Consider the following 15524-nt stretch of genomic DNA (forward strand, 5'->3'; position numbering starts at 1 on the left):
CCCGGGTGAGCCCGACCACGGGTTCCGTCGCTCGTCACTCACCGTGAAGCCCGTCGCCGGGGCCGGGGAGGCGGGAGGGGCGCCGGCGCCGAGGCGACGGACAGGGCACCTCCCGCTGCCGGCTCGGCGGGTACACGGGACGAGGGGCGCTGTGCGGGCCGCGTAGGGTGCCGGGATGACTCTCCTCGGACACACCCGCTACTGCGACGAAATACTCGCCCAGACCGCCCTGTTGGCGGACCTCGTCACGGACGCGGACCTGACCCGCCGGGTGCCCACCTGCCCCGACTGGAGTCTGCGCGAGCTCGTCGTCCACGTCGGCGGCGCACACCGCTGGGCCGGCGAGATCGTCCGCCGCAGGGCGACCGAGGACGTCCCCGAGGACGGGGTGCGGGGCGCCGCGGGGCCGGAGGGGGGCGACGCGGGCGCGTTGCGGGCCTGGCTGGTGGAGGGCGCCGCCGAGACGGTGGACGCGCTGCGCGAGGCCGGTCCCGACACCCCCGTCTGGACCTGGGCATGGGACCACCGCACGGCCTTCTGGGCCCGGCGCATGGCCCATGAGACGGCGGTCCACCGGGCGGACGCCGCCCTCGCCACGGGGGCGGCCTACGCGGTGGCGCCCGACCTGGCAGCGGACACCATCACGGAGTGGCTGCGGATCGTCGCCTTCGCGCAGGCCGAGGGAGACCCGGAAGCGGCCGAACTGCGCGGCGGCGGGCGGTCCTTGCACCTGCACGCCACGGACGTGCCGGATGCCGAGTGGCTGATCGAGTTCGGTGAGGACGGCTTCACCTGGCGCCGTGACCACGCGAAGGCGACCGTGGCGCTCCGGGGCCCGCTGACCGAACTGATGCTGGCCTTCAACCGCAGGCAGAAGCCGGACGAGGGCGGCCTGGAGGTCCTGGGCGACCGGGCACTGCTCGACTTCTGGCTGGAGCGGTCGTCCTTCGGCTGACGCTCGGGCAGGACACGCCGACGGCCCCCGCCCATGCGGGCGGGGGCCGTTCGTGTGCGAGGGGTCAGCCGCGCTGGATGCCCGTGGTGTCCTGCAGCACACCGCGGCGGCCGTCCTGCGTCTGGGCGACGAGGGCGGAGCCGCGCTGCTCGACCGCGAGATACCACGTGCCGGGCGCCAGCTCGGCGATCGGGTTGGGGGTGCCGTCCTCGCCGTACAGCGGACGGGCCACCGGTACCGCGAACCAGAACGGCGTGAAGTCGCCCGCCGGTGCGCCGCCGCCCTGGGAGGCCTGCTGCGCCTGCTGCGGCTCCGGCGTGCCCGGCTGCGCGCCGTACGGCTGGGGCTGGCCCGGCTGGGCGCCGAAGGTCTGCTGGGCGCCCGGGTAGCCGTAACCCTGGCCGGGCTGCTGGCCGTAGGCGGCCTGTACACCCTGCGCGGGGCGCGGCGCGCCCACGAGCGGGGCCTTGAGGGCGGGCACCAGCGGGGTGGCCACCGCACCGCCGGCCAGCGCGATGGTGGCCAGCAGGCCGAGGATGAGACCGGCGCCCGCGTCACCCGCGTCGATGATCGTCCAGAACATGGCCCACAGGGAGAACACGGTGAACGCGGCGCCGAACTGGCCGAGTTCGAAACCGAGGACCTTGCGGCCCGGCACGGCGCGGCTCACGATCAGCAGCGCGGCACCGATGATGCCGGCCAGATAGATGCTCATCAGGACGGACAGTGAGTCCCAGGCGTTCGCGCTGTAGCTGGAGCAGTCCACGCCCGAGGGGCAGTCGTAGCCGGAGAGGTCGAGGAAAGAGGCGATGAACAGCACGACCGCTGCTCCGATCACCACGCCGTCGCCTCGAGTGAGGGAGCGGATATTCACGTGAAGGTCCTTAGTCGGTCGTCTCGTCGGGGCGGTCGTCGCTGCCGCCTGAACGGCGGGTACGGCGCGAAGCTCGGGACGGCTCCCCATCGTACGGATGAATCTATCGTCTGCCCGGGCGGGTTGTGGTGCCGCCCGGACCTCGGACTCACTGTCCCCCCAATGTCGCCACTGTCACCGCAGGACTACCTCTTCAGGTAGCTGCCGATGCCGTCCGCGATACCGAGAGCGGCTTTCTGGCGCCAGCTCGCAGCGGTGAGCAGAGCGGCGTCCCGCGGATCACGCATATTGCCGCATTCGATGAACACTTTGGGCACGGTCGACAGATTCAGTCCGCCGAGATCGTCGCGGGTGTCGAGCCCGGTGCCCCCGCCGATGTAATTGGAAGGCGCGCTTCCGGTGACGCGTACGAAATTCCCCGCGATCCGTTCCCCCAGTTCCCGTGAAGGCGCGACGATCTTCGTGGTGTCGGCGCCGCCTTCGCTCACCGCTGCGGGAAGGATGACGTGGAAACCCCGGTTCCCGGTTGCGGATCCGTCCGCGTGGACCGAGACGACCGCGTCGGCCCCCGCCGCGTTGCCGATCCGGGCCCGCTCGTCCACGCACGGGCCGAAGGGGCGGTCGTCGTCCTGGGTGAGGACGACCCTCGCGCCCTTCTCCTCCAGGAGGGTGCGCAGGCGACGGGAGACGTCGAGGGTGAACAGGGCCTCCGCGTAACCGGCGTCCGTCGCGGTGCCGGTGGTGTCGCACTCCTTGCGCCCGTTGCCGATGGCGACCTGGCGGTTGATCTCCCGCGTGTGCTCGCGGTTGCCCGGGTTGTGCCCCGGGTCGATCACCACCGTGCGGCCCGTGAGCGGCCCGCGCGCCGCGGGCTCCGGCCGTGCGGAGGTGGACGCGGCGGACGGGCCGGTGGTCCCGGGCGACGAAGGCCGGGGGGAGGGGGTCCCGGGGGAGGCGGGCGCCGGCGGCCGGGAGGTACCGCCCTTGGGGTCACCGGGGAGCGGCCCGCCGCCGCACCCCGCGACGGTCAGGCAGACGCCGGCCAGCGCCACTGCGGCGAGCACGGGCCGGCGGCCCGTGCGCGAGGTGGGGGGAACGAAGTCGTCGTAGCGCACGCCGCGATGCTATCCGTGCCCCTCAGATCCCCGGCCCCGTACGTCGCAGCACGCGCAGCGAGTCCGTCACCGAGATCTCGGTGAACGCCCCCGATTCCAGGGCGCGTCGGTAGACGCGGTACGGAGCCTGGCCGCCGTCGGCCGGGTCGGGGAACACGTCGTGGATCACGAGCAGCCCGCCGTCGGCGACCTTCGGGGCCCAGCCCTCGTAGTCGCCGTTCGCGTGCTCGTCGGTGTGCCCGCCGTCGATGAAGACCAGGCCGAGCGAACCGGCCCACACGGCCGCCACCTGAGGGGACCGCCCGACGAGCGCCACCACGTGCTCCTCCAGCCCCGCCCGGTGGAGGGTGCGCCGGAAGGTCGGCAGCGTGTCCATCAGGCCGATCTCCGGGTCCACCACCGAGGGGTCGTGGTACTCCCAGCCCGGCTGCTGTTCCTCGCTGCCCCGGTGGTGGTCGACGGTCAGCGCCGTCACCCCGGCCGCGCGGGCGGCGTCCGCCAGCAGGATCGCCGACCGCCCGCAGTACGTGCCGACCTCCAGCAGCGGGAGCCCGAGCGCGGCGGCTTCCACGGCGGCGGCGTACAGGGTGAGCCCTTCGTGGACCGGCATGAAGCCCTTGGCGGCCTCGAAGGCGGCGACGACCTCCGGCTCGGGACGGGCGGCGGACTCGGCGGCCACGGGGTTCCTCCTGGTGGGGCGGTGGTTCGGACGGCGTCCCATCGTGCCGTACGCCCCCGCCGCGGGGAGCGGCGGGGGCGTACGGGTGGGGTGGGCCCGGCCGGGTGGGCCCCTGGCGGCACTGCCGGGTCAGGTCAGCAGCTCTGCCAGAGCCGCGTCATGACGCGTACGCCGAAGCGCAGGCCCTCCAGCGGGACGCGCTCGTCCACGCCGTGGAAGAGCCGGCCGTAGTCCAGGTCGTGCGGGAGCTTCAGCCCCTTGAAGCCGAAGCAGCGGATGCCCAGGTGGGTGAAGGCCTTGGCATCCGTGCCGCCGGGGTTGCAGTACGGGACGGGGTGGCCGTCCGGGTCCTCCGCGCGGACCGCGTCGCACATCGCGTCGACCAGGGGGCCGTCGAACGTCGTCTCCAGCGCGATGTCGTGGTTGACCCACTCCCGGCTGACGGAGGGGAGCAGCAGCCGGTCGATCGTGTCGATCAGCTCCTGCTCGTGGCCGGGCAGGAAGCGGCCGTCGACCCGGGCGGTGGCCTTCCCCGGGATCACGTTGGTCTGGTAACCCGCCGTGAACATCGTGGGGTTGGCGGAGTTGCGCAGCACCACCTGCATGAAGTCGGCGACCGGTCCCAGCCGGGACAGCGTGCCCTCGATGTCGTCCTCGTCGAACGCGACGCCGTAGAGGCGCGCGGCCTCCTCCAGCAGGGCGCGGACCGGTTCGATCAGCCGGATCGGGAACGTCTCGCGGCCGATGCGGGTGAGGGACTCGGCGAGGTCGGTGACCGCGTTCTCGTCGTTGGGGGACGAGCCGTGGCCCGCCCTGCCGGTGGCGGTGAGCTCCATCCAGGCCATACCGCGCTGGGCGTTCTCGATCGGGTAGAGCCGCCGGGTGCCGTCGATCGCGAAGGAGAAGCCGCCCCCTTCGCCGATCGCCTCGGTGGCCCCGGCGAAGAGCTCGGGGCGGTGCTCGACCAGCCAGTGCGCGCCGAACCTCCCTCCCGCCTCCTCGTCGGCGAGGAAGGCGAGGACCAGGTCGCGGGCCGGCCGTGTGCCGGTCCGGGCGAAGTGCCGGGCGGTGGCCAGCATGACCGCGACCGTGTCCTTCATGTCGATCGCACCGCGCCCCCAGAGGTAACCGTCCCGGATCTCCCCGGAGAACGGCGGCACCTGCCACTCGGAGGGGTCGGCGGGTACGACGTCGAGGTGGCCGTGGACCAGCAGGGCGCCCCGGGACGGGTCGGCGCCCTCGATGCGCGCGACGACGTTGGCCCGGCCGGGCGCCGACTCGACCAGCACGGAGTCGATGCCGACCTCGGCGAGCCGGGCGACCACCCAGTCCGCCGCGGCCCGTTCGTCAGCGGTGGGGTTGGAGGTGTCGAAGCGGATCAGCTCGGCGCAGAGGCCGACGACCTCCTCCTGGGCCTGTCCGGAGGCGGGGACCATGCTCATGCTGCTCCTGCCGGGGTGGTGACGCGGGCGGCGGTGGCGGGGGTGTGCGCGTCGTCGTCCAGGGTGGAGGTGCCGTACGGCCTGATCCAGCCCAGCAGGCCGAGCGCGCAGTACAGCAGGAAGGCGGTGGCCAGCGAGTTGAGGGCCGGGATGCCGCCGTCGTAGAACTTGCCGACACAGAACGCCACCAGCCAGATGGCCAGCGACATCGGCACCCAGGTGGGAGAGGTCGCGGGCAGGGTCTCGGCCTCGCGGGTCTCGTCCAGGGGCCGCCGCATCCGCTTCACGACCCAGTACTCCGCGACGACGATGCCGCCGATCGGAGGGATCATCACGCCCAGCAGCGAGAGGAACTCCGTGAAGTGGGTCATGATCCCGACCGCGGAGAGGAGCGTGCCGGCGACGCCGAGGGCGACGGTGACCACGCCGCGGTGCAGACGCCTGCCGAAGACGACCTGGAAGAAGTTGACGACGCCGAGCGAGGAGCCGTACAGGTTCCAGTCGTTGATCTTGGCGGTGGACATCAGGACCACGATCACGCCGAACGCGCCCGAGGTGGAGAGCACGATGTGCGAGACCTCGCTGGACTTCACCAGGTGCCCGAGGAGCACGCCGACCATGCCGACGATGTACTCGGAGAGGATCATCGAGGAGGCGCTCTGCACGAAGACGTGCGAGCCCTTCCTGTTGTAGCGGGTCATCTCCGGGGAGACGATCGCGCCCGTCATGTAGCCGCCCGCGATCGCGGTGGCGGCCACCGCCAGCGGGATCGCCTCACCGGGCGGGGGCGAGCTGATCAGGTCGCCGAGCGAGTGGTCGTTCAGCGTGGTGATCACCGACCAGGCGACCATCCCGAAGAAGAGCGGGGTGACGATCTTCGCGAACAGCGCCATCCAGCGGAAGCCGAAGATCACCAGGGCGGTGATCGCGACTCCCGCGGCGACGCACCACATCCACGACGGTCCGCCCACCAGCGCCGAGACGCTGTTGCCGAAGATCGTGTTCTGGACGCCGAACCAGCCGACCAGGCTGACCGCGATGACGAAGCTGACCAGGGCCGAGCCGTTGCGGCCGAAGCCCACCCAGCGCGTCAGCATCGGGGTCGCGAGGCCCTCGCGCATCCCCGCCAGGCCGATCGCGAAGATCACGATCTCCAGGATCACCGCGCCGAGCGTGAAGGCGAGGAACGCGTCCCCGAAGGTCATCCCCACGCCGATGGTGGCGCCCAGCGTGAACTGGGAGATCGACCCGGACTGGGCCAGCCACTGCAGGAGCATCGACCAGAAACCGAAACGCTTGTCGCGCGGCACCCGTGAGAGCGAGTAGTCGTCGCTGCCGATGCTCTTGGTCTCGGGGGCCGTCGAGGCGGCCCGGCTCTCGGATGCCATCAGGACTCCTGGGGTGTGCGGCCGAAGGTCTGCAGGTGAGCCAGCGACCCGTAGCGGTTGACGAGGTTGTCGAACTCCACCGCGTCGTGGAAGTCCAGGGTTCCGGCGCCGAAGGCCTTGGCGACCTCGACGGCGTACCGGGCGGCGGAGGCGATGTCGCTCTCGTGGCTCGCGCCCGTCTGGCAGCCCGGCACCGCGGCGGCCGAGGTGACCGCGAGACCGACGACCGGAGCGGCGGTCGCGGTGGAGGGCTGGAGGATCGAATTGATGTGGTGTGCACCGTTACCGTACGGCGTGATGTCCTGCGTGGTCACCGGGTACGTGACCAACGGCTCACCGGTCACCACCGCGAGCAGCTCGCCGAGCTGTTCGGACACCCGGAGCACCCAGCCCTCCTTGACGGTGGGCGAGAGGGCCAGGCCCTTGTGGTTGATGATCCGGTTGCCCTTGGTGGTGTCGATGGAGAGCACGGCCTCCATCTCGCCGGTGACCTCGTGCCGGTTCATCGTCGCGATGTCCACCGGGGACCCCATGAAGGGCACCGGGTCGTGCGGCTCGGTCGGGGCGCTCGGGCAGATGTGCGTCGCGACGATCACGTCACCGGGCAGCGTGTCGCCCCTGCGGCGCATGTCCAGCAGCTTGGCGGCGGTGGCGAGCGCCGAGACCGCGCCGTCGGCGTCGGACACGAGCCCGGTCACCTCCGGCCGCGCCCCGACGCCCCCCAGACGGCCGACCACGCCGAGTGTCCGGGCGCTGCCGCCCGAGGTGCGCCCCCGGGTGCCGGGGATGCGGACGACGACGAAGTCCGTCGTCCCCCGGTCCCCGGTGACCGTCGTGACCTGCGCGGACGAGCCCTCGGCCCCGGCGACGGCGTCGAGGTGCCCGACGACCGCCTCGCCACTGACCTGCGGGTCGTCCAGCAGCTCGACGATGTCCAGTACGTACTTCAGCATGGGGGGCCTTTCTCCGGTGCGGGACACCCGCCCGGCGCTCCTGCGGGGAAGCGCGGGGCGGGGTGCTGGAGCAACATTCGGGATCGGCTACCGTGGAACGCAACTCTTTCCCGTTATCTGCAATTCAGGTCTGAATGGTGAGATGCTGATGGCCGACTTCGATCTGGACCGGCGCACCCCTGCCGGAGCCCTGCAAACCGTCGACCGGGCGCTCCTGGTGCTGCTCGCCTTCGAGCGGACCCGGCCCGACTGGGGTGTCACCGAGGTCGCCGAGGAGTTCGGCTGGGACACCTCGGTCGCCCAGCGCCTGCTGGCGACGCTCGCCGGGCGCGGCTTCCTGGTGTCCGACCCGGTCACCCGTCGCTACCGCATCGGGCCTGCGGTGCTGCGGCTCGGCCGGCTCTGGGAGCGCTCGGGGTCGCTGGAGCTGCTGGCCGCACCGGTGCTGGAGGAACTGCGCCGGGCCACCGGCGACACCGTCCTGTTCTGCCTGCCCGACAGTTTCCACATGCGGTGCGTGGCCGCCGAGGAGGGGGAGACCGGCCCGCTGCGCTACTACCCGCTGGTCGGCGAGCTCTACCCGGCGCACGCCGGGGCCACCAGCAAGTCCTTCTACGCCTACCTGCCCGACGACCAGCGCCACCGGCTCTTCCGGGGCCGCCCCATGGCCCGCTTCACCGACCGCACGGTCACCGACGCGGACCTGCTGGAGCAGGAGTTCCTGAAGATCCGCGCCCAGGGGTACGCGTGGACCGTCGGCGAGTACGACACCGGTGTCGCCACCGTGGCCGTCCCGGTCTTCCTGGGGCGCGAGCCGTACGGCAGCCTCAGCCTCGGCGGGGGAGAGGACCGCTTCCGGGGTGCGCCGGAGGACCGGCTCGACGCCCTGCGCCACGCCGCCCGTCTGCTGGAGCAGCGGCTCACCCACCCGCCCCAGCGGCCGAAGTCCCGCGCGGGCCGCCCCCGTAGCACCTGACCCTGCCCGTACCCCGCCCGGCAGGCGTCTGATGCCGCCGGTCCGACCCGCACGAGGAACACCCGTGAATCTGCTGCTGCTCTCCAACTCCACCCAGTACGGCCGCGGTTATCTGGAACACGCGCGGGACACCGTCACCGCGTTCCTCCCGGCGGACGCCCGGCTGGCGTTCGTGCCCTACGCGCTGGCCGACCACGACGCCTACACCGCGCGCGTCCGCGCGGCCCTGGAACCGTCCGGCATCAGCGTGCGCGGTGTCCACGAGAACGCCGACCCCCTGGCGGAACTCGCCGCCTGCGACGCCGTGTTCATCGGCGGCGGCAACTCCTTCCGGCTGCTGGACGCCCTGTACCGCACCGGCCTGCGCGAGGCGGTGCGCGACGCCGCGCGGAACGGGCTGCCGTACATGGGTGCCAGTGCGGGCACCAACATGGCCGCGCCGACCCTCCGCACCTCCAACGACATGCCCATCGTGCAGCCGCCGTCCTTCGAGGCGCTGGGGCTGGTGCCGTTCCAGATCAACCCGCACTACCTGGACCCGGACCCGGCCAGCACCCACAAGGGGGAGACCCGCGAGGAGCGGCTCACCGAATTCCTGGAGGAGAACGACGTCCCCGTGCTCGGGCTGCGCGAGGGCTCCTGGCTCCGTGTCCGCGAGGGCGCGGCGACGGTCCAGGGAGCCCGTCCCGCGCGGCTGTTCAGCCGTGGTGCCCGGCCGCAGGAGCTCGCGGCCGGGACCGACGTGTCCCGGCTGCTGGCTACGGAGCCGAGGTTCGACGCTCCGGAGCGCTGACCGGCACCGTCGCGGCGGCTGCCTCCGCGGCGGCGAGCGCGTCCCCGGCACTGCTGGCCAGCAGCACCGGGGACGCGGGCTGCCGCTTCGGCAGGAACGCGGCGAGTGCCAGGCCGATCAGCACCGCCCCGGTGGCGATCACGAACGAGGTCCGGAAACCCTCCATGGTGGGGATGTCCACCCCGCCCGCGCGCACCGAGGTGTTCGCCAGCACCATGCCGATGACCGCACTCGACAGCGAGGTGCCGATCGAGCGCATCAGCGTGTTCAGCCCGTTGGCCGCGCCGGTCTCGGACGCGTCGACCGCCCCGATGATCAGCGCGGGCAGTGAGGAGTACGCGAGACCGATGCCGGCTCCGAGGACCACCGCGATCACCACGGTCTGCCAGGCGGCGCTCATCAGGCCGAGCCCGGCGCCGTAACCGACGGCGATGACCAGCATGCCCAGCACCAGGGACGCCTTGGGGCCGCGCCGGGCGGAGAGCCGGGCGTACAGCGGGGCCACGAACATCATCGTCAGACCCAGCGGCGCCACGCACAGCCCCGCCACCACCATCGACTGCCCGAGTCCGTAACCCGTCGAGGTGGGCAGCTGGAGGAGTTGCGGCAGCACCAGCGACACGGCGTAGAAGGCGACCCCGACCATGATCGAGACCAGGTTGGTGAGCAGCACCTCACGCCGGGCGCTGGTCCGCAGATCGACCAGCGGCGCCGGGCTGCGCAGCTCGAAGAGTCCCCACAGCACCAGGATCACCAGGGACGCGGCGATCAGGCCGAGTGTCGGTGCGGAGGTCCAGCCCCAGTCGCCGCCCTTGGTGACGGGCAGCAGCAGGCAGACCAGGCCGAGGGAGAGCCCCAGCGCGCCCGGCAGGTCGAAGCGGCCGGGAGCGCGCAGCGGCGGTTCCGGCACGACGAGGACGGTGAGCGTCATGGCGAGCACGCCCAGTGCCGCCGAGCCGAGGAAGAGCGCGTGCCAGTCGGCGTGCTGGGCCATGAGCGCGGCTGCGGGCAGCGCGAGTCCGCCGCCCACGCCTATGGAGGAACTCATCAGGGCCATCGCCGAGCCGAGCTTCTCCGGCGGCAGCACGTCGCGCATGATGCCGATGCCCAGAGGGATGGCGCCCATGGCGAAGCCCTGGAGCGCCCGGCCCACGATCATGATCACGAGATCGTCGGTGGAGGCGCAGATCAGCGAGCCGACCACCATCACGACGAGGCTCGCGAGCAGCATCCGCCGCTTGCCGTACAGATCGCCGAGGCGGCCCATGATCGGGGTGGCGACCGCCCCGGCGAGCAGGGTGGCCGTCATCACCCAGGTCGCGTCGGCCGGTTCGGTGCCGAGCAGGGACGGCAGGTCCTTGATGACGGGGACGAGCAGGGTCTGCATCACCGCGACGGTGATCCCCGCGAACGCGAGGACGGGGACGACGCCGCCGCTCCCGCGCCGGCGCGGGTCGGGAAGCGCCTCCCCGGCGTGCCGTTCGTTCGTCGTCCGTTGCATACGTATGGCCTCCGGGCAGGGAAGGGTGAGGAAGGAAGAGCGGGTGGAGCACGGGGCGGTGGCCGACGGACTGCGCCGGCACCAAGTGTGTGCATGCTGAACGTTTCCGTAGGCACGCGGTATTCCGGTGAACGGGGCGTGAAAACAGGGCAGTCCGTAAAAAGTCCTACGCCCCGGGACCGGGCCCGCGTGGGCCCGGAAACCGATGTACGGGGCGCGGGCAGCCTGCGAGTATGACACGCATGGTTGACGTCTCCACGCCCACGCGGCTGCCCGCCCGGTCGAGAACCCGCACCTGGGCCGTGGTCGCCGCCGCGTGCACCGGCCAGTTCCTGGTCGTCCTCGACGTGTCCGTGGTCAACGTCGCGCTGCCGTCGATGCGTGCCGACCTCGGCCTGAGCGGGCCCGGTCTGCAATGGGTCGTCAACGCCTACTCCATCGCCTTCGCCGGGTTCATGCTCCTCGGCGGACGGGCCGCGGACATCTACGGCCGCAAGAGGATGTTCCTGACCGGGCTCGGCCTCTTCACCGCGGCCTCGCTGGCCGGCGGCTTCGCCCAGGAGGAGTGGCACCTGCTCGCCGCCCGCGCGGGACAGGGCCTCGGCGCCGCCGTGCTGTCCCCGGCGACGCTCACCATCCTCACCTCCGCCGTTCCCGAGGGGCCCGCCCGTACCAGGGCGATCGGCACCTGGATGGCGGTCGGCGCGGGCGGCGGGGCGGCCGGCGGGCTGGTCGGGGGAGTGCTCACCGACTTCCTCTCCTGGCGGTGGGTCCTGCTCATCAACGTGCCGGTCGGGGCCCTCGTCCTGGCGGGCGCAGCCGTGTGGCTGGCCGAGAGCCGGGCGGGTGACCGGCGCCGCATCGACCTGCTGGGGGCGGTTCTCGTCACGGCGGGGCTGGCGACGACGGCGTACGGCATCGTGCAGACCGAGGCCGAGGGCTGGGCCGCCGCCGCGACCCTGGTGCCCCTGCTGGCCGGACTCGCGTTGCTCGGGCTCTTCGTCCTGGTGGAGGCGAGGACGGCGGCGCCGCTGATGCCGCTGCGCATCCTGGGTGTCCGCACCGTCTCGGCCGCCAACGTCTCGATGCTGCTGCTCGGTTCGGCGTCCTTCGGCATGTGGTACTTCATGACGGTCTACGCCCAGAACGTGCTCGGCTACACCCCCCTGGAGGCCGGATTCGCCCTCGTGCCGAGCTCCGCCGCCATCTTCATCGGCGCGAAGGCCGCCCCCAGGATCATGGCCAGGACCGGTGCCAGGACCCTGGCCGTGGCGGGCGCCCTCGTCGCCGCAGCCGGCTTCGGCTGGCAGTCCACGATGGGGGTGCACGGCGACTACCTCACGGCGGTCTGCCTCCCCGGCGTCCTGATGATGGCCGGGGCCGGACTGGCTTCCACCCCGCTGGCCGCGCTCGCCACCTCCGGCGCGGCACCCGGCGACGCCGGACTGGTCTCCGGCCTGGTCAACACCTCCCGCACGATGGGCGGCGCGCTGGGCCTCGCCGTGCTCTCCACCGTCGCGGCGGCCCGCACCGGAGGCTCCACGGGGGCGGCCGAGATCACGGCCGGCTACGCCCTGGCCTTCCGTACGTCGGCCGTGGTGCTGGTGGCCGGGGCTCTGATGATGCTCCTCTGGCTGCCGGGGACGGCCGAGCGGAAAGGCCCGGTCGCCTGAGGACCCCGGAGCGGAGGCTCAGAGCGGCTCGGGGGCGGCGGCCAGTGCGGGGTCGATCACGGTCTCCCCGGTCAGCACCCGCCGCACCGCCTTCGCGAGTTCCCCGACCGGGCCGTCCTTCACGAGGAAGCCCACCGCCCCGGCCTCCATCGCCCGGCGCAGATTCCCCGGGCCGGCGGACGACGCGAGGATCAGCACGCGGCAGTCCGGCACCTCGTCGCGCAGCAGGGCCGCGGCGTCCAGGCCGCTGAGGCCGGGGAGCCCCACCTCCAGCAGCGCCACGTCCGGGCGGGCGGTCAGGGCCGCGTCCACCACCCGGTCCCCGTCGGCGACCTCGGCCACCACGTCGAAGCCCGGCTCCATGCCGAGCAGCAGCGCGAGCGCGCTCCGCGCCGTGCCCCGGTCCTCGGCGAGCAGGATGCGTACGGACCTGGCCGGCCGGGTCTCCCGGGGCATCTCGTTCACAGCGTCAGACTAGGCCGCGCAGGGTGACCCGGCGCGCTGGAACACCCGTGCGGCGCCGCCGCCGGCCCAGGGGTGCGCCTCGGGGACGCGGGGGCCGTGCGGACGGGGTGCGGGACGGGCACGGCGGCAGGGTGGTCGGAGTCCGAGGGCTGCGACGGCCCGCGGACATGGACCGGGGGCGCGGCGGCAGGGTGGTCGCGGTCCCCAAGGGGTGCCGGGGACGTGGTGGCCGGGCGGTCGTGGCCCGGGAGGGCGCCGGTCGGCGGACATCGCCCGGAGCGACCCGCGGGCGGGCGGTCGCGCGCGGTCCGGGGAGGTCCCGGAGGGCGGAGACGGCTCCCGCCCGGGCGGCGTGCCGGCCGGTGGAGCACGGTCCGGACGCGCCGAGGGCCCTTCGGCAGCTCGGGAGCTGTCGAAGGGCCCTCGGCCTCGTACGGCGCGGTTCTCAGGCCGCGGCGCTGCCACCCCCCTCGGAGGGGCGGCGGTGGCGGCCGTGCGGCTGCACGGCGGAGTTCTCCGCCGACGCGCCCCCTCGGTGTTTTCCGGCGCCGCCGGCCTCGGCCCGGTCCCTGTCCGCCCCCGGCGGAGGCAGCTGGGTCGCGTCGATTCGGGCTTCAGACATCTGGGAAAGTCACCCCGTAAAAATCGCTTACCTGTACGTCGCAAGCCCCACGGCCGTCGCTCGGTCACCCTCGGCACCGTGCGAACCGCCGCGCGGCCCGGGGGCAGAGTGTACGACCCGGCCCACAGCTGTCAGCCGACCGCCGCGCTGCCCGTGAGAGGCGCCTGGCCCAGCGGCACCGGCCTGCACACACCAGGAGTGCCGGAGGCCGCGGACGGTTCCGTTCCGTTCGTGCCGGACCGGTGCGCCTCCTCGGCCTCGGCATCCGACTCCGCCGGGGCCTCGACGACGGCCAGGGCGCAGGGTGCGCCGGGCTGCGCGTACGGCAGGTGCAGCGTGCCCTCCCTGCTCCAGAACGCCGCACCCGTCAGCCAGCCGTCCGGTGCCGCGACCTGGTGCAGCCGCCGCCCGGCCGGCCGCCACAGCCCCACCCAGCTGCCCGAGGCCCCGTCGAGCCGCAGGGCGACCGCGCAGCTCTCCGGCATGAGCATCTGGCCGGGCTGGACGGCGATGGGGGTGATGGCCAGGTCCGCCGGCCGCAGGCACTCGGGGAAACGCACCGGAAGGCAGCTGCCGAGGACGCCCCAGCCGAGGCGCTCGTGCCCCGGTGCGTCCGAGCGGATCAGCAGCAGGCCGCTGTCGGCGTCGGCGAGCAGCAGCCGGTCGTCGCTCCCGGGAGCGATTTGCAGGAGCGGTGTCACCTCGCCGCCCCGCTCGAGATCGACGGCGACGGCCTTCACCGGGCCGCCGCCGGGCAGTTGCCGGTCCAGGGCGAGGAGACGACCCTCGCGGTCGAGCCACGCCCCGCCCGAGCAGAGTCCGGGCACGTCCGCGACGTGCTCGGGCCCGAAGGCGCCGCCCGCCACCAGCCAGACGCCGGTGGAGCGTTCTCCGGGGACCAGCGCGAAGGCGCTCATGCCGTCCGGCGGCGGGGGCAGCAGGGTGAGGTCCGCGCATTCCAGGGAGCCCAGGGGGAGTTCACCGGTGCCGGGGCCCGTGGGGTAGAGCAGCGAGAAGGCGTGCCGGTCGGCCACCCGGCGCCGGATCAGGACCCGGCCGTCCGAGAGCGGCAGCACGTCGGAGTCGGCCGTCTCCGGCTGTCCGAGGGGGAGCGGCACGGCGTACGGCTCGGGGCCGTCCAGGGTCCAGCGCTCGGGGAACCAGGCCGGCTCGGCCGCCTCCCGGTCGCTCGCGGTGAGGCGGGCGGCGTAGGACCGGTCGGCGGCGATGGTGAGCGCGGGCGGCACGAGGCGCGGGCGGGCGGCGGGACGCGCGGGTGCGCTCGGGGCCGGGCCCCGGACCGAGCCGACGGACGCGCTCGCCTTCGCGGGCGGGGGTGCGCTCGGCATCGTCGTGGTGGGCGCGCTCCGCGCCGGGGCGCCCGGCTGCGGGGCGGCGGGCGCCTCGGGCGCCGGGGCGCTCGGCGCCCGGTGGGCCGGCGGCGCGGTGGCGGGTGCGCCCGGCATCAGGATGGTGGGCGCGCCGGGCACCAGGGGCGGGACCGACGGCATGGGCGGGATGAGCGGCAGGGAGGTGACGCTACTGCCCTGGGACGGGACGATCCCCTGGAACACGACGCCGCCCCGGGTCGCCCCGGGTGCGCTCGGCGCCGCCACCGGGGTGGCGGGCGGTGCCACCGGTGTGTGCGGGGATGCCGTGGTCCTCGGCCCGGCGTCGGCCCCGGCGGCCGTGCCCCGGTCCGTGCCGCCCGCGGAGGCCCTCACCGTGTCCGGCGCAGCGGTTCGGCCGGGGGCGGTGCGCACAGGGGTGCCGGGCTCCGTCGGCAGGTGCGTTCCGGTCCCGTACGCCGGTGTCGCGGCCTGCTCCTCACCCGCACCGGGCGGCGGCGTGCCCCTCTCCCGGTCCGCGTCCGCGGCGGGCCCGTCCATGGCATCCACGGCTGGGGGTTTCTCGGGCTCGGCCGGCTCGTCCGCGTCCGCGGGAGCGGGCACGGGTTCCGTCGTCGTGGCGCTTCCGGCGACCCCGGCGATCGTGTTCTCGATGACACAGGCAGTCATGGTGCGGTCACCTCCGGGCACCGAAGCTAGGTTTCGCACTCCCCACCGGACAACACGAGCCACACCACTT

At 73.5% G+C, this 15524-nt stretch carries 12 protein-coding genes and 1 pseudogene; 4 read left to right on the forward strand and 9 right to left on the reverse strand.

Features of this window, described 5'->3' with window-relative positions; all coding sequences use genetic code 11:
- Positions 1–175: 175 nt before the first annotated feature.
- Complete coding sequence (locus ACFY8O_RS09860) at positions 176–955, forward strand: maleylpyruvate isomerase family mycothiol-dependent enzyme (protein ID WP_387900406.1); 780 nt, start codon at positions 176–178, stop codon at positions 953–955.
- Positions 956–1019: 64 nt separating this feature from the next.
- Here the strand turns inward: ACFY8O_RS09860 and ACFY8O_RS09865 are convergent, their stop codons facing one another.
- From ACFY8O_RS09865 to ACFY8O_RS09890, 6 genes are all read right to left on the reverse strand, one after another.
- On the reverse strand, positions 1020–1829 hold the full coding sequence (locus ACFY8O_RS09865) for a DUF5336 domain-containing protein (RefSeq protein WP_387900408.1): 810 nt from the start codon (positions 1827–1829) through the stop codon (positions 1020–1022).
- Between the two features lie 185 nt (positions 1830–2014).
- Positions 2015–2944: an N-acetylmuramoyl-L-alanine amidase gene (locus ACFY8O_RS09870; protein WP_387900410.1), complete on the reverse strand. Its 930-nt coding sequence runs from the start codon at positions 2942–2944 to the stop codon at positions 2015–2017.
- Between the two features lie 22 nt (positions 2945–2966).
- Positions 2967–3665, reverse strand: coding sequence for a class I SAM-dependent methyltransferase (locus ACFY8O_RS09875; RefSeq protein WP_387900411.1), 699 nt, complete (start codon positions 3663–3665; stop codon positions 2967–2969).
- A gap of 92 nt (positions 3666–3757) precedes the next feature.
- The gene (locus ACFY8O_RS09880; RefSeq protein WP_387900413.1) at positions 3758–5065 is read right to left on the reverse strand and encodes a M20/M25/M40 family metallo-hydrolase; all 1308 of its coding nucleotides are present in this window, start codon (positions 5063–5065) and stop codon (positions 3758–3760) included.
- On the reverse strand, positions 5062–6453 hold the full coding sequence (locus ACFY8O_RS09885) for a cytosine permease (protein ID WP_387900415.1): 1392 nt from the start codon (positions 6451–6453) through the stop codon (positions 5062–5064). The genes ACFY8O_RS09880 and ACFY8O_RS09885 overlap by 4 nt, the downstream gene beginning before the upstream one ends.
- Positions 6453–7406, reverse strand: coding sequence for a DUF1177 domain-containing protein (locus ACFY8O_RS09890; protein ID WP_387900417.1), 954 nt, complete (start codon positions 7404–7406; stop codon positions 6453–6455). Before ACFY8O_RS09890 ends, ACFY8O_RS09885 begins: the two co-directional genes overlap by 1 nt.
- A 148-nt stretch (positions 7407–7554) precedes the next feature.
- Between ACFY8O_RS09890 and ACFY8O_RS09895 the strand changes: the two genes are divergently transcribed.
- Both ACFY8O_RS09895 and pepE read left to right on the forward strand, forming a co-directional pair.
- Positions 7555–8382 (forward strand): IclR family transcriptional regulator, encoded by an 828-nt coding sequence (locus tag ACFY8O_RS09895; protein ID WP_145801801.1) that lies wholly within the window; start codon positions 7555–7557, stop codon positions 8380–8382.
- 64 nt (positions 8383–8446) lie between these two features.
- Positions 8447–9175 carry a dipeptidase PepE gene (gene pepE, locus ACFY8O_RS09900; RefSeq protein WP_145801802.1) on the forward strand — a complete coding sequence of 243 codons (729 nt, stop codon included), beginning with the start codon at positions 8447–8449 and terminating at the stop codon, positions 9173–9175.
- On the opposite strand, the gene ACFY8O_RS09905 is transcribed toward pepE, so the two are convergent.
- Entirely contained in the window at positions 9141–10676 is a 1536-nt protein-coding gene (locus ACFY8O_RS09905) for an MFS transporter (protein ID WP_387900419.1), read from the reverse strand. The genes pepE and ACFY8O_RS09905 overlap by 35 nt on opposite strands.
- A gap of 233 nt (positions 10677–10909) precedes the next feature.
- Between ACFY8O_RS09905 and ACFY8O_RS09910 the strand changes: the two genes are divergently transcribed.
- Entirely contained in the window at positions 10910–12349 is a 1440-nt protein-coding gene (locus ACFY8O_RS09910; RefSeq protein WP_387900421.1) for an MFS transporter, read from the forward strand.
- A gap of 21 nt (positions 12350–12370) precedes the next feature.
- On the opposite strand, the pseudogene ACFY8O_RS09915 reads toward ACFY8O_RS09910, so the two are convergent.
- Both ACFY8O_RS09915 and ACFY8O_RS09920 read right to left on the reverse strand, forming a co-directional pair.
- A pseudogene (locus ACFY8O_RS09915) lies at positions 12371–12805 on the reverse strand (response regulator); the annotation flags it as partial.
- 762 nt (positions 12806–13567) lie between these two features.
- Positions 13568–15454, reverse strand: coding sequence for a hypothetical protein (locus ACFY8O_RS09920; RefSeq protein ID WP_387900423.1), 1887 nt, complete (start codon positions 15452–15454; stop codon positions 13568–13570).
- Between the last annotated feature and the right edge of the window lie 70 nt (positions 15455–15524).

Source organism: Streptomyces argenteolus (genome assembly GCF_042902585.1).
In the GTDB taxonomy this organism is placed as follows: domain Bacteria; phylum Actinomycetota; class Actinomycetes; order Streptomycetales; family Streptomycetaceae; genus Streptomyces; species Streptomyces argenteolus.

Excerpts from the sequence above, each read along its gene's own strand:
- ACFY8O_RS09860 (WP_387900406.1), top strand. The coding sequence starts at position 176 with ATGACTCTCCTCGGACACACCCGCTACTGCGACGAAATACTCGCCCAG.
- ACFY8O_RS09875 (WP_387900411.1), bottom strand. The coding sequence starts at position 3,665 with ATGGGACGCCGTCCGAACCACCGCCCCACCAGGAGGAACCCCGTGGCC.
- ACFY8O_RS09880 (WP_387900413.1), bottom strand. The coding sequence starts at position 5,065 with ATGAGCATGGTCCCCGCCTCCGGACAGGCCCAGGAGGAGGTCGTCGGC.
- ACFY8O_RS09885 (WP_387900415.1), bottom strand. The coding sequence starts at position 6,453 with ATGGCATCCGAGAGCCGGGCCGCCTCGACGGCCCCCGAGACCAAGAGC.
- ACFY8O_RS09890 (WP_387900417.1), bottom strand. The coding sequence starts at position 7,406 with ATGCTGAAGTACGTACTGGACATCGTCGAGCTGCTGGACGACCCGCAG.
- ACFY8O_RS09895 (WP_145801801.1), top strand. The coding sequence starts at position 7,555 with ATGGCCGACTTCGATCTGGACCGGCGCACCCCTGCCGGAGCCCTGCAA.
- ACFY8O_RS09905 (WP_387900419.1), bottom strand. The coding sequence starts at position 10,676 with ATGCAACGGACGACGAACGAACGGCACGCCGGGGAGGCGCTTCCCGAC.
- ACFY8O_RS09910 (WP_387900421.1), top strand. The coding sequence starts at position 10,910 with ATGACACGCATGGTTGACGTCTCCACGCCCACGCGGCTGCCCGCCCGG.
- ACFY8O_RS09920 (WP_387900423.1), bottom strand. The coding sequence starts at position 15,454 with ATGACTGCCTGTGTCATCGAGAACACGATCGCCGGGGTCGCCGGAAGC.